Source organism: Klebsiella electrica (genome assembly GCF_006711645.1).
GTDB lineage: Bacteria > Pseudomonadota > Gammaproteobacteria > Enterobacterales > Enterobacteriaceae > Klebsiella > Klebsiella electrica.
Map to the genome: position 1 here is coordinate 3,919,164 of NZ_CP041247.1, position 13,341 is coordinate 3,932,504.

General features: G+C 58.9%; 11 protein-coding genes. 6 read left to right on the forward strand and 5 right to left on the reverse strand.

Features of this window, described 5'->3' with window-relative positions; genetic code table 11:
- The first annotated feature begins 8 nt into the window (after positions 1-8).
- The 6 genes from Electrica_RS18740 to Electrica_RS18765 are packed head-to-tail and all read left to right on the forward strand — an operon-like array spanning position 9 to position 5,514.
- Positions 9-1,115 carry a branched-chain amino acid ABC transporter permease gene (locus Electrica_RS18740; protein WP_131047568.1) on the forward strand — a complete coding sequence of 369 codons (1,107 nt, stop codon included), beginning with the start codon at positions 9-11 and terminating at the stop codon, positions 1,113-1,115.
- On the forward strand, positions 1,112-1,879 hold the full coding sequence (locus tag Electrica_RS18745; protein ID WP_141965159.1) for an ABC transporter ATP-binding protein: 768 nt from the start codon (positions 1,112-1,114) through the stop codon (positions 1,877-1,879). Before Electrica_RS18740 ends, Electrica_RS18745 begins: the two co-directional genes overlap by 4 nt.
- Entirely contained in the window at positions 1,872-2,591 is a 720-nt protein-coding gene (locus Electrica_RS18750) for an ABC transporter ATP-binding protein (protein WP_131047566.1), read from the forward strand. Before Electrica_RS18745 ends, Electrica_RS18750 begins: the two co-directional genes overlap by 8 nt.
- 27 nt (positions 2,592-2,618) lie before the next feature.
- Positions 2,619-3,776, forward strand: a complete 1,158-nt coding sequence (locus Electrica_RS18755) for a branched-chain amino acid ABC transporter substrate-binding protein (RefSeq protein WP_100686014.1) — start codon at positions 2,619-2,621, stop codon at positions 3,774-3,776.
- 17 nt (positions 3,777-3,793) lie between these two features.
- On the forward strand, positions 3,794-4,276 hold the full coding sequence (locus tag Electrica_RS18760; protein WP_141965160.1) for an L-2-amino-thiazoline-4-carboxylic acid hydrolase: 483 nt from the start codon (positions 3,794-3,796) through the stop codon (positions 4,274-4,276).
- Positions 4,273-5,514 carry a Zn-dependent hydrolase gene (locus tag Electrica_RS18765; RefSeq protein ID WP_141965161.1) on the forward strand — a complete coding sequence of 414 codons (1,242 nt, stop codon included), beginning with the start codon at positions 4,273-4,275 and terminating at the stop codon, positions 5,512-5,514. The genes Electrica_RS18760 and Electrica_RS18765 overlap by 4 nt, the downstream gene beginning before the upstream one ends.
- A gap of 45 nt (positions 5,515-5,559) precedes the next feature.
- Here the strand turns inward: Electrica_RS18765 and Electrica_RS18770 are convergent, their stop codons facing one another.
- From Electrica_RS18770 to dtpD, 5 genes are all read right to left on the reverse strand, one after another.
- Positions 5,560-6,582: an ABC transporter permease gene (locus Electrica_RS18770; RefSeq protein WP_191121248.1), complete on the reverse strand. Its 1,023-nt coding sequence runs from the start codon at positions 6,580-6,582 to the stop codon at positions 5,560-5,562.
- 19 nt (positions 6,583-6,601) lie between these two features.
- Positions 6,602-8,086 carry a sugar ABC transporter ATP-binding protein gene (locus Electrica_RS18775; RefSeq protein WP_100686010.1) on the reverse strand — a complete coding sequence of 495 codons (1,485 nt, stop codon included), beginning with the start codon at positions 8,084-8,086 and terminating at the stop codon, positions 6,602-6,604.
- 33 nt (positions 8,087-8,119) lie between these two features.
- Positions 8,120-9,043, reverse strand: a complete 924-nt coding sequence (locus tag Electrica_RS18780; protein ID WP_100686009.1) for a sugar ABC transporter substrate-binding protein — start codon at positions 9,041-9,043, stop codon at positions 8,120-8,122.
- A gap of 811 nt (positions 9,044-9,854) precedes the next feature.
- Positions 9,855-11,372, reverse strand: a complete 1,518-nt coding sequence (gene lysS / locus Electrica_RS18785) for a lysine--tRNA ligase (protein WP_141965162.1) — start codon at positions 11,370-11,372, stop codon at positions 9,855-9,857.
- Positions 11,373-11,829: 457 nt separating this feature from the next.
- Positions 11,830-13,293, reverse strand: coding sequence for a dipeptide permease DtpD (gene dtpD, locus Electrica_RS18795; RefSeq protein WP_141965163.1), 1,464 nt, complete (start codon positions 13,291-13,293; stop codon positions 11,830-11,832).
- Positions 13,294-13,341: the final 48 nt, after the last annotated feature.

A 13,341-nucleotide genomic window follows, 5' to 3' on the forward strand; every position in this document is an offset into this window, starting at 1 on the left:
AGAAAATCATGACAACGGCACAACTCGACACGCCTGTCGCCTCCCGCCGCTTCTGGTCCGGGATGACCCTGTTCGTCTGCGCCCTGCTGGTGGCACCGATGGTCGCCAGCCAGCTCGGCGGCAACTACTGGGTGCGGGTCATCGACTTCGCCCTGCTGTATATCATGCTGGCGCTGGGACTGAATATCGTGGTCGGCTACACCGGCCTGCTGGATATGGGCTTTATCGCCTTCTACGCCGTTGGCGCATATCTGGCGGCGCTGCTGGCCTCGCCGCATCTGCTGGACGTGTTCCCGCTGTTAAATCACTGGCTCCCGGACGGCCTGCATACCTCGTGGCTGGTGATTATTCCGCTCGCCGCGCTGCTGGCCGCAGGCTGCGGCATCGTACTCGGCGCACCGACGCTGAAGCTGCGCGGCGACTATCTGGCCATCGTCACCCTCGGTTTTGGTGAGATTATCCGCATCCTGATGCGCAACCTCGACCGTCCGGTCAACATCACTAACGGCGCAAAAGGCATCTCCGGGGTCGATTCGCTGAATCTGTTCGGGCTGAAGTTTAGCGGCGTCTATCACTGGTTCGGTTTTAAAGTCCCGGCGCTGTGGCTGTGGTACTACCTGCTGATGCTGGTGATTGTGGCGATTATTTTTGTCTGCCTGCGGCTACAGCACTCGCGCATTGGCCGCGCCTGGCATGCCATCCGCGAGGATGAAGACGTCGCCCGCGCGATGGGCATCAACCTGCGTAACTACAAGCTGTTGGCCTTCGCTATCGGCGCTTCCTTCGGCGGCGTGGCGGGGGCGCTGTTCGGCGCGTTCCAGGGTTTTGTCTCCCCGGAGTCCTTCACCCTGCAGGAGTCGATCGCGGTGCTGGCGATGGTGGTGCTCGGCGGAATGGGGCATATCCCCGGCGTGATCCTCGGTGCGGTGCTGCTGACCGCGCTGCCGGAGCTGCTGCGCAGCCAGGCGGCGCCGCTACAGCAGGCGCTGTTTGGCGAGGTGCTGATTGACCCGGAAATATTGCGCCAGTTGTTCTACGGCCTGGCGCTGGTGCTGGTCATGCTCCTGCGTCCACAGGGCATCTGGCCCGCGCGTCATCAGGGAGTCAAAGTATGAGCCTGTTAAGCGTACGTCATATGTCAAAGCGCTTCGGCGGCCTGACGGCGGTCGATAACGTCTCGTTGACCATCAACGAAGGCGAAATTTACGGCCTGATTGGGCCAAACGGCGCGGGGAAAACCACCTGCTTTAACCTGATAACCGGGCTCTATCCGGCGGACAACGGCGAGTTCGCTATCGCCGGGCAGCCCTACTTCCCGAAAAATATCGAGAAGGTCACCGCCGCCGGTATCGCCCGCACCTTCCAGAACGTGCGCTTGTTTAACGAGATGTCGGTGCTGGAAAACGTGATGGTCGGCCGCCACGTGCGCACCCGCAACGGTCTGTGGGCCGCGCTCTCCCGCCATAAACGCGCCCGCGCCGAAGAGGCACAGACCCGCGAGCTGGCGTGGCACTGGCTGGACTACACCGGTATCGCGCAGTTCGCCCACTACCGCGCCTGCGACCTCGCCTACGGCCACCAGCGGCGGCTGGAAATTGCCCGCGCGCTGGCGACCGATCCGCGCCTGCTGGCGCTGGATGAACCGGCGGCCGGGATGAACGCCGCCGAGAAGATGGCGCTGGGCGAACTGCTGCTGCGCATCCGCGACGACGGCAAAACCCTGCTGATGATTGAGCACGACGTCAAACTGGTGATGGGCATCTGCGATCGCCTGATGGTACTGGATTACGGCAAAACGCTGACCAGCGGAACGCCGGAGAGCGTGCGCCGCGATCCGGCGGTAATCGCCGCCTGGCTTGGAGGGAATGCCCATGTCTGATCTGTTAACCGTCACCGGCCTCGGCGTGCACTACGGTGGTATCCAGGCGGTGCGCGATGTCTCATTCAGCGTTAAAGCGGGTGAGCAGGCTACGTTAATCGGCGCCAATGGCGCGGGCAAAAGCTCCACCGTGCGCGCCATTACCGGGCTGGAGCCTTTTAGCGGCGAGATTATTTTCAACGGTAAACCGCTGCGGCGACGCAAAGCGGAGTCGCTGCTGCGCGAAGGGCTGGTGATGGTACCGGAAGGCCGCGGCATCTTTACCCGCATGACGGTGCTGGAAAACCTGCAAATGGGCGCCTGGCTGCGTCGCGATAGCGCGGCGGTCCGACAGGAGATGGACGAAATCTTCGCCAACTTCCCGCGCCTTGCTGAACGCCAGCATCAGTTGGCCGGGCTGCTTTCCGGCGGCGAACAGCAGCTGCTGGCGCTCAACCGCGCCCTGCTCAGCCAGCCGCGTCTGCTGATCCTTGATGAGCCGTCAATGGGCCTGGCGCCGCTGATGGTCGAGAACGTTTTCCGCGTGATAGCCACTCTCCGTCAGCGCGGCGTGGCGCTACTGCTGATTGAGCAGAACGCGCGCCTGGCGCTGGAAGCCACCGACAGCGCGTGGGTGATGGACAGCGGCAGCATTGTCGAGCGCGGTGCCTCGCAGGCGCTGCTGGCCGACGACCGTATCGCACAGATTTATTTGGGCGAAATACCCGCCTGACACACTAACCAGCCTCAGGGAAAAACAATGAAAACAGTCAAAATCAGTGCGCTCAGCGCCGCTATTCTGCTCAGCGGCTTTGCCTCATCCGCCGCCTGGTCTGCGGCCAGCGAAACCGTCATTATCGGCCTGGCGGGTCCGCTGACCGGCCCTTCCGCCCGTATCGGTAAGGATCTGGAAAACGGCGCGCAGCTGGCGATTGATGATATCAACCAGCAGCATCCGACCATCGGCGGCAAGGCGGTGACCTTCAAACTGCAATCGGAAGACGATCAGTCCGATCCGCGTACCGCGGTTGCCGTTGCCCAGCGTCTGGTGGACAGCGGCGTCGCCGGCGTGGTCGGTCACTGGAATACCGGCACCAGCATTCCCGCCGCACGGGTTTACCACGATGCCGGCATCGCCCAGGTAGCCCCGGTCGCCACCGGACACGCCTATACCAGACAGGGCTTTGACACCAGCTTCCGCGTGATGGGCCACGACGATGACGGCGGCCAGTTTGCCGGACAGTACGCGGTGCAAACTCTGAAGGCCAAACGCATCGCGGTGATCGATGACCGTACCGCTTTTGGTCAGGGGCTGGCGGACGAGTTTATTAAGTCGCTGGAAGCACAGGGCGTGAAAATTGTTGACCGCCAGTATGTTGACGACAAGACGGTCGACTTCAGCGCCGTGCTGACCGCGATCCGCAGCAAAAACGCCGACCTGATTTTCTTCGGCGGCGTCGATAGCCAGGCCGCTCCGCTGGCGCGGCGGATCAAACAGCTGGGGATGAACGCCACCCTGATGGGCGCCGGCGGTTTCGTCAGCCAGACCTTCCTCCAGTTGGCGCAAAAAGAGGGTGACGGCGTGGTGGCACTGGAGCCGGGCCTGCCGGTCGACCAGATGCCGGGCGGCAAAGCCTTTGAGCAAGCCTACCAGTCGCGCTACCACACCCATATCGAGCTGCACGCGCCGTTCGCCTATGACGCCACCCGCGTACTGGTGGCGGCGATGGAAAAAGCCGACTCCGTCGACCCGACCGACTACCTGCCCGCTCTGCGCGCGATCGACTACTCCGGGGTCACCGGGAAAATCGCCTTTGATAAAGAGGGCAACCTGAAATCGCCAACCTTTACCGTTTACAAAGTCGTCGACGGCAAATGGCAGCCGCAAACCGTACTCGGCGGCGCAACAACGAAGTAACGCAGTGAGGCAATGTGATGAGTGATAATAATGAGCTGGGCATTCTCGCCCGCCGCAAGATTGAAGCCGAAATTATTAAGCCGATTTACGCCATCCTGGTGCGCGAGATAGGCAAGGCTCGCGCCCAGACGGTCATCGGCGAAGCGATTGAAAACGCCGCCATCGAGGCGGGAAAAGCCTTTGCCAGCCAGGAGCCGGACGGCGCGAACATCCAGAGCTTTGTCGCCCTGCAATATCTGTGGGAAAAGGACAATGCGCTGGAGGTCAAGGTGCTGGACGCCGACGACCAGCAGTATAACTACAACGTTAACCGCTGCCGCTACGCCGAGATGTACCACGAAATGGGCCTCGGCGAGATTGGTCACCTGCTCTCCTGCGCCCGCGATGACAAGTTTATCGTCGGCTACGCCCCGGACGTGGAGTTGACCCGCACCACCACCATTATGCAGGGCGGAAAGTGTTGCGACTTCCGCTATCGCGTGAAAAAGGACAAACCATGATAACCGTCAACGGCGAACGTCTGTGGTCAACGCTCAACGCGATGGCGCGTCTCGGCGCCACGCCTGCGGGCGGCGTCACCCGACTGGCGCTTAGCGATGAGGACCGGCAGGCGCGCGACCTGCTGCGCGAGTGGGCGCGGGAAGCCGGTTTTCCCTGCACAGTCGATAGTATGGGCAATATGTTTATCCGCCGCGCCGGTAAAAATTCGCAGCTGGCCCCGGTGTTGACCGGTTCGCACGTCGATTCCCAGCCGCTCGGCGGCCGCTATGACGGCATTTACGGCGTGCTGGCCGGGCTGGAGGCGCTGCGCACGCTGAACGATCGCGGCATAGAGACCGAGCGCGATATCGTGCTGGTCAACTGGACCAACGAGGAAGGGGCGCGCTTTGCCCCGGCGATGCTCGCCTCCGGCGTGTGGGCCGGGCAGTTTAGCGAAGCTTTCGCGCTGGCCCGCGAAGATCGCGACGGCATCAGCGTCGGCGCGGCGCTGGAGGCTATCGGCTACCGCGGCGAACGTCCGGCAGCCGCATTCCCGCTGCACGCCTGTTATGAGGTGCATATCGAACAGGGGCCGATTCTGGAAGAAGAAGGGGTTGATATCGGGCTGGTGGACGCGGCGATGGGCCAACGCTGGTTCAACGTCGCGCTGGAGGGCTTTTCCGCCCACGCGGGCACCACGCCAATGGGCAGTCGCCGCGACGCGCTGACCGCTTTCGCCGAGCTGGCGCTGGCGGTTGAGCAAATCGGCATCGCCCACAATCCCGATGGCCGGGCGACCATCGGCATGGCGCAGGTGATACCGGGATCGCGCAACGTGGTGCCGGGGCGCGTAACCTGCAGCGTTGAATTTCGTCACCCGCAAACCCCGGCGCTGGAAGCGATGGAACAGGCGCTGCATCGTGCCGCCGCAGAGCTGGCGGCACGCCGCGTGACGGCGACAGTCGAGCGTATTTTCGATTACGCCCCTATCGCCTTTGATGCAGAGTGTCTGGCCCGCAGCCAGCAGGCGGCAAAAGCGCTGGGCTACAGCGCCCGACGTATGGTCTCCGGCGCCGGTCACGATACCTGCTATATCAGCAAGGTCGCGCCCGCCAGCATGATTTTTATCCCCTGCGAGAAAGGGATTAGCCATAACGAGGCGGAAAACATTCTGCCCGCATGGGCAGAAAAAGGGGCCAACGTGTTGCTCAACAGTTTACGCCTGGCCGCCGATGAGCCGGAACCGGACGCGGCGTAGAAAGTCATAGAGCCCGCGGCAGCTCAGGCCGCGGGCTCTTACCGGTTAATGCTTCTTGCGGTTACGGCGCATGTCTATCGTCACCGCCGCAACAATAATAATCCCTTTGATAATATCCTGAACGTAAGCGTCGACGCCGACGAAGGTGAAGCCGCTTTTGATTAAACCGAGAATCATCGCGCCAATCAGAGTCCCGGTGATGCGGCCGACGCCGCCCATCAGGCTGCTGCCGCCGATAACGGCCGCGGCGATCGCGTCCAGTTCGTAGGACATCCCCATACTGGACTGCCCGCTGCTGACGCGCGCCGCCAGCACCACTCCGGCCAGCCCCGACAGCGCGCCGGCGATGGTGTAGACGATAACCAGATACTTATTCACATTGATGCCGGACACTTTTGCCGAGGTCATGTTGCCGCCGATGGCGTAAACATATTTACCGTAGCGGGTGTGCTTCAGGGCGATGTGAAACAGGGCGGCAATCACGAAGAAAATAATCACCGGCATCGCCCCCTGACCAATCGACGTAAAGCTGTCGGACAAGAAGCTGATAGGATTTCCCTGGGTGTAATATTGCGCCAGACCGCGGGCGGAAACCATCATCCCGAGGGTGGCGATAAACGGCGGGATCCCGGTGCGGGTGACCAAAAAGCCGTTGGTTAATCCGCAGATCAGCCCGACGCCAATCCCGGCACAAATGGGAATGACCGCCGGCAGGTTAACCAGCGACGGGAACATCGGCGTCAGGCTATCCGAGGTTTGCGCCAGACTTGCTGCCACCACGGCGGCAAGGGCAATGACCGAACCGGAGGAGAGGTCAATCCCGGTGGTGATAATGACCTGCGTGACGCCGACGGCGATAATCCCGATAATGGCGACCTGCAGGACGATCAACACCAGGCGGTTGGTATTCATCAGAAAAGACTGGTCGCGGACAAACCAGCCGGCAATTTCAAATGTCAGGGCGATAACCAGCATAACAATAAAGATACCGGTATCTTTCGGCAATTTATGGCGTAAATTACCGAGGAAAGAGGATCGCTCATTTGCCGCGGTTGCGGTTAGTTTCATATTACTCATTCTCTACACCTCAGTGGGATGCCAACGACAAAATGGTTTCCTGATCGGCTTCGTCTTTGTCGAGGATGCCGGTAATACGCCCTTCGTGCATGACCATAACCCGATCGCTCATGCCGAGAATTTCCGGCAGTTCAGAAGAGACCATAATGATCGCGACGCCACGGTTGGCCAGTTCGCTTATCAGATGATAAATTTCAGCTTTCGCCCCCACGTCAATCCCGCGGGTTGGTTCATCAAGAATTAATATTTTCGGCTGTGCCAGCAGCCAGCGGGCAATTAAGACCTTTTGCTGATTACCGCCGCTCAGGTTATTAATAATTTGATCCATGGTCGGGGTTTTTATATTCAGTCGACGGATCTGTTCCATGCAGTCTTCCGCCATCTTCATATGTTTGACGAACCCGCTCTTGCCGATATATTCCGGCATATTGACGATACTCATGTTTTCCATCACCGAGAGCACGAGGAACAGCCCGGACTTTTTGCGATCTTCCGTCAATAGCGCCATCCCTTTTTCAATGGCCACGGAAGGCGAGTCGATCGTCACCGGCTGGCCGTCAATCAACACTTCGCCGCTGTCAAAGCGCTCCATCCCGAACAGGCTCTCCATCACTTCGCTGCGCCCGGCGCCGACCAGACCGGCAACGCCGAGAATTTCTCCGCGGCGGACGCTGAAATTCACCTCTTCGAAATAGCCCTGGCGCGTCAGATTGCGGACCGTTAACACCTCCTCGCCAATCGTATTATTGAATTTCGGGAACAGCTGAGTTAATTCGCGGCCCACCATTTGGGTAATCAGCGACTGACGGGTAAATTCACCCGTCTGCCGACTGCCCACCCAGGTCCCGTCGCGAAAGACGCTAATTTCATCGGTAATCGCGAAAATCTCATCCATTTTGTGGCTGATATAAATAATGGCTTTGCCCTGCTCGCGTAAATCGCGAATGATGGTAAACAGGTGCGCCACTTCGCTTTCCGTCAGCGCCGAGGTGGGTTCATCCATAATGACAATATCCGCGTTCCACGATACCGCTTTGGCTATTTCCACCATTTGCTGGGCGGCAATGCTGAGATCGCCCACCAGCCGGTCGGCGGATAAACGGATATTCAGTTTATTGAGCAGGGTCTGAGTCTGGCGGGTCAGCTGCCGATGGTCGACAAAGCCGTATTTCATCGGCTCGCGCCCCAGCCAGATATTTTCCGCCACCGTCATATGCGGCACCAGGTTCAGCTCCTGGTGGATCATCGAGATCCCCGCGCGCAGCGCATCCATCGTATCCTGGAACTGCACCGGTTCACCCTTCACCCGGATCGCGCCCTTATCGGGACGGTAAATCCCGATAAGGCACTTCATCAGCGTCGACTTTCCCGCACCATTTTCCCCCATCAGGGCGTGCACCGTCCCCGGGCGCACGCGTAATGAGACGTTATCGAGCGCCTTCACGCCAGGAAAGAACTTACTGATACCTTCGGCTTCAAGTGCAAAAGCGTTCATACATCACCCTCCGTACCGCTGAGCCAGAAATGATTATTTTTGATTACGACTGACAAATTCAGACATATTCTGTTTGGTAATCAGCTGGTAAGGGATATCGATGACTTTTTCGACTTTTTCCCCGTGCGCCAGTTTGACGGCCGCATCCACCGCCCCTTCCCCCTGCCCTTTGGCATCCTGGAAAATCGTGGCGATCATCTTGCCGTTTTTCAGCATCTGCAGGGCGTCAGGCGTCCCGTCGACCCCGGCGATCAGAATGTGCTTCGGGTTGCTCCCCAGCGCCTGCAGCGCGCCAATCGCCATTTCATCGTTATTGGAGGCGATCGCCTGAATATCTTCCCCGCTGGTCATCCAGTTACTCACCACATCAACGGCATCGTTACGCATAAACTTCGCCGTCTGCTTCTGGACTATCTTGATATTCGGGTATTTCGCGACGACCTCTTCCACGCCTTTGGTACGGTCGCGGGTGGATTCGTTCGCCAGGTCACCCAGCAGAATCGCCACGTTACCTTTGCCGTTCATCGCCTTCGCCAGCGCTTCCATCTGCAGACGGCCGGCCAGCACCGAATCCGAACCAACGTAGGCCATTTTGTCGGTCAGCGGAACCTGAGGGCGGCGGTTAACGAAGACCAACGGAATCCCGGCTTTGGTCGCCTGATCGATAATCGGCTTCACGGCGTTGGTATCGACCGGGTTGACGATGATGGCATCGACGCCCTGGCCAATAAAGTTTTGCACCTGCTGCAACTGCTGCGCGACATCGCCCTTGGCATCCTCAACCTGCGATTTCACTCCCTCTTTTTGCATCTCTTTTTGCATAGCAGTACGCAGGATAGTCAGGAAGTTATCGTCGAAAAGCGCCATCGACACGCCGACGGAGAGATCTTTTGCCATCACCGCGGCGGGCAACATACAGACTAACAAAGAGGCAACAATCGTTTTCTTGATGTTCATAGTTGTTCCTTGGGGTTCAGTGATATGCCAGTTCATCGAGATGAAATGAAAAATTCATTTCGGAAACGTCTTTCTGATACCGACCGACTCGCCAGTCAGAAATCTTTCTTCTGACTGCACTGTTTTGGCACATTTTTACCAGAACCACTTAATTCAGTGGTTTTTTTAATGAGTTATTAAAACAGTAGTTCATAAATCATACGATTTATCGGCTGGTCAATTTCAGATGGTTTATTTCATTAACAACACATATGAAACTTTTGTAATTAAATAACTGAAATGAAAATTTTAAAACCACCTGATAACAGAACTTTGACAGATATCTAACATTGCGGCATAAACGCGCAAAAAATGAGAGGCGCCCAGCAGTTTGCGCACAAGCCGCGGGCCTGCTGCTGGCAATCCGCCAGAGGGGATTACCCACCTGAATAAAAGGGGTATTTGAAACATCAGCGGCGTTTTCAGGCGTCTGAGCTGCCGCAGACGCTTGCCTGCCCCCCGGACGCGACGTCACGGGGAGGATAAAAAATACGCTGAAGGCCAGCCTGGAGGGGGGGATGAACCAGGTTGCGCAGCACAGGGTGGCGAGGCGTGTGGACGAGCACAATTCCCCCCCTAAGACGATGAATGCCGATGGGCTGACGGTTACAACCGGGTCATTTCACTCAGCCCGGGCCACTGAAACGCAAAACAGCGCCCAGAGGCCGTCCCTCACCCGTCTGGCGCGTGGACGGCGGCCTTCCACCGGCAAATATGAGGCATAAAAAAGCCCCCGGCTCTGACGAACGGGGGGCCTGGTCGTGGACGTAACTTATTTCTGCGGACGCATTGCCGGGAACAGGATGACGTCGCGGATAGTGTGGCTGTTAGTAAACAGCATCACCATCCGGTCGATCCCGATCCCCAGACCGGCGGTCGGCGGCAGGCCGTATTCCAGCGCGGTCACGTAGTCTTCGTCGTAGAACATCGCTTCGTCATCCCCGGCGGCTTTGGCATTCACCTGGTCCTGGAAACGCTGCGCCTGGTCTTCGGCGTCGTTCAGCTCGCTGAAGCCGTTACCGATTTCACGGCCGCCGATAAAGAACTCAAAGCGGTCGGTAATTTCCGGGTTCACGTCATTACGGCGCGCCAGCGGAGAGACTTCCGCCGGGTATTCGGTGATAAAGGTCGGCTGAATCAGGTGCGCTTCCGCCACTTCATCAAAGATTTCGGTGACGATACGCCCCAGCCCCCAGCTCTTCTCAACGTGAATGCCGATGGACCCGGCAAGGGCTTTCGCTGCGGCAAAGTTATCCAGATCCGCCATCTCGGTCTGCGGACGGTATTTCTTGATAGCTTCACGCATGGTCAGTTTTTCAAACGGTTTGCCAAAGTCGAAGATCTGGTCGCCATAGGGGACTTCCGTTTTACCCAGCACGGTCTGCGCCAGAGTGCGGAACAGGGATTCGGTCAGTTCGATCAGATCTTTGTAATCCGCATACGCCATATAGAGTTCCATCATGGTGAACTCCGGGTTGTGACGCACCGAGATACCTTCATTACGGAAGTTACGGTTGATTTCGAATACCCGTTCGAAGCCGCCCACAACCAGACGCTTCAGGTACAACTCCGGCGCGATACGCAGGTACATGTCCATATCCAGCGCGTTGTGATGGGTGATAAACGGACGCGCCGCCGCGCCGCCGGGGATCACCTGCATCATCGGGGTTTCGACTTCCATAAAGCCGCGGCTCACCATGAACTGGCGCATCGTCGCGAGGATCTGCGAACGGACTTTAAACGTACGTCGGGATTCGTCGTTGGCAATCAGATCCAGGTAGCGCTGACGATAACGGGCTTCCTGATCCTGCAAGCCGTGGAATTTATCCGGCAGCGGGCGCAGGGCTTTGGTCAGCAGACGCAGCTCGCTGCAGTGAATGGAGAGTTCGCCGGTTTGGGTTTTGAACAGCTTACCGCGGGCGGCGATAATGTCGCCAAGGTCCCACTTTTTAAACTGTTCGCTGTAGACGCCTTCCGGCAGATCGTCGCGCGCGACGTACAGCTGAATGCGGCCGCCGACGTCCTGCAGAGTGACGAAGGAGGCTTTCCCCATGATGCGACGGGTCATCATACGACCAGCGACAGAGACTTCAACGTTCAAGGAGGTGAGTGCTGCATTATCCTTGTCATCAAATTCAGTGTGCAATTGGTCAGAGGTATGGTCACGACGAAAATCGTTCGGGAACGGGATGCCCTGCTCACGAAGCTGAGCCAGCTTTTCACGACGGTTTTTCAGTTCATTATTAAGGTCAATTGCCTCATCGGCACTTTGTGCTTGTTGTTCAGACATGTTGGTTCCTCATAACCCTGCTTTCAAACTTGCTTCGATACATTGCCCCAGGCCACTCTCCGGCGCGCCCTGTTCCGGCGCTGATTCCGGAGAACAATCTTCATGGTCCTGGCTTCGGTTGCGGCTGATTTCACTCAGTCTTTGCTTACGTAACAGTTTTTTATCTTCGGCTTCATTACCTGCCAGAATATCCTCCCGCTATTCAGTAAACGGTGCAAGGAGCGGATTTCGCGCCAGTGTCGGGGATGCTGACCCCGGAGGCGACGCTGCATTCGGCCCCTCCCCGGCTCGCGGCGTAAACGCCTTAGCCGGGCTACCTGGCTCCAGTGTCGGGGATGCTGACCCCGGAGGCGACGCTGCGTTCGGGCCCTCCCCGGCTCGCGGCGTAAACGCCTTAGCCGGGCTACCTGGCTACCGGGCGGCATGATGTTGTCGCCCCGGTAAGCCCGGTGCCGCCTCAGGGAAGTTCACCGGCAGCCGCGCGGCGTTTGCCAACGCTGAACACGGCGGCGAAGGCGACGACGACAATGACCGCCACGCTGCCCAGCGTCCATTCGCCCATCTGGGCAAAGAAGTGCTGATACGCGGCAATCGCCGTATCGCTGATTTGCGACTCGGTGGTCTGCTGCGCGACGATACCCGCCAGCCAGTTGGCCACCGCCCCGGTCGCCAGCATATAAATGCCGGTCAGCACCCCGGTCACGCCCGGCATATTCAGGCGGGTGATCTGCGCCATCGCTACCGGGTCAATAAACAGTTCGGCAAAGCCCATCAGCGCCAGGCCGGCCACCATCATGCCCATCGATGCCTGCCCCTCCGCCGCACCGTGACGTGCGTTGAGGGCCAGCACAATAAACCCGCAGCCCATCAGCAGCAGGCCAAAAGCAAATTTCAGCCACACGCGCAGCACCGATCGCGTGCTGCCTTCCGGGCGCATCAGCCAGGCCAGCGCCACGCCCGCCGCCATCACGGCAACGGCGTTTACCGACTGGAAGAGAGCCGTCGGCACCTCAATGGCGAACAGCTGGCGGTTAACAAAGCGATCGATAAACAGGCTGATCGAACTACCGCCCTGCTGCGCCAGAACCCAGAACAGCGTGCCGGTCAGCATCAGCAGTACGATTTGCCACAGCGCGCGACGGTACTGCGGGGAGTTCACCATAATGCGCGCCACCATTTGGGCGGCGAAAACGCAGACGATGGCCAGCAGATAGCCAGCGCCGTTATTTTCCAGCAGCAGGGTGAAAAACACCGGCGCCACGCAGAGCATGACCACCAGCCAGCCCCAGGTCGGCAGAACAAATTTCACCGTACGCAGCGCCTGTTTGTCGACGCCGCGGGTGTGGCTGAAATGGCGATGGCCGCTGAGGAAAATCAGCAGCCCGATAAACATGCCGATCCCCGCCAGCGCAAAACCGATATGCCAGCCATACCACTGCGCCGCCATCCCGCAGGCGATGGGTGCCGCGATGGAGCCGACGTTCCCGGCAGCGTACAGCAGCGAGAAACCGCCGTCGCGGCGAGGGTCGTCAGCAGCGTAGAGTTCACCCAGCAGGCAGCTGATGTTGGATTTGAACAGGCCGTAGCCGCAGATAATGATCGCCAGCGCGAGGTACAGACTCCAGGTTGCATCCGATTCAACGCCCAGCACGACGTGGCCGAGCGTCATCAACAGCGCGCCGACAATGAGCGCCGTGCGATTGCCGAGCAGGCGGTCGGCAAGCCAGCCGCCGAGAATGGGGGTAACGTAAACCAGAGAAGCGTAAGCGCTGAACAGACTGATGGCGTGGCTGTCATCGAAGCCAAGCTGATGGGTGAGGTAGAGGATGAGTAAGGCACGCATGCCGTAAAAGCTGAAATATTCCCAGATTTGGATCGCGACGATGTAATAGATCGCACGCGGTTGTGAGGGTGTTTTCATGAGGTCTCCCTGCGGTCTGTCAAATTTGCCCGGCGGCGCGTTGCTCGC

Excerpts from the sequence above, each read along its gene's own strand:
- Electrica_RS18740 (WP_131047568.1), top strand. The coding sequence starts at position 9 with ATGACAACGGCACAACTCGACACGCCTGTCGCCTCCCGCCGCTTCTGG.
- Electrica_RS18745 (WP_141965159.1), top strand. The coding sequence starts at position 1,112 with ATGAGCCTGTTAAGCGTACGTCATATGTCAAAGCGCTTCGGCGGCCTG.
- Electrica_RS18750 (WP_131047566.1), top strand. The coding sequence starts at position 1,872 with ATGTCTGATCTGTTAACCGTCACCGGCCTCGGCGTGCACTACGGTGGT.
- Electrica_RS18755 (WP_100686014.1), top strand. The coding sequence starts at position 2,619 with ATGAAAACAGTCAAAATCAGTGCGCTCAGCGCCGCTATTCTGCTCAGC.
- Electrica_RS18760 (WP_141965160.1), top strand. The coding sequence starts at position 3,794 with ATGAGTGATAATAATGAGCTGGGCATTCTCGCCCGCCGCAAGATTGAA.
- Electrica_RS18765 (WP_141965161.1), top strand. The coding sequence starts at position 4,273 with ATGATAACCGTCAACGGCGAACGTCTGTGGTCAACGCTCAACGCGATG.
- Electrica_RS18770 (WP_191121248.1), bottom strand. The coding sequence starts at position 6,582 with ATGAAACTAACCGCAACCGCGGCAAATGAGCGATCCTCTTTCCTCGGT.
- Electrica_RS18775 (WP_100686010.1), bottom strand. The coding sequence starts at position 8,086 with ATGAACGCTTTTGCACTTGAAGCCGAAGGTATCAGTAAGTTCTTTCCT.
- Electrica_RS18780 (WP_100686009.1), bottom strand. The coding sequence starts at position 9,043 with ATGAACATCAAGAAAACGATTGTTGCCTCTTTGTTAGTCTGTATGTTG.
- lysS (WP_141965162.1), bottom strand. The coding sequence starts at position 11,372 with ATGTCTGAACAACAAGCACAAAGTGCCGATGAGGCAATTGACCTTAAT.
- dtpD (WP_141965163.1), bottom strand. The coding sequence starts at position 13,293 with ATGAAAACACCCTCACAACCGCGTGCGATCTATTACATCGTCGCGATC.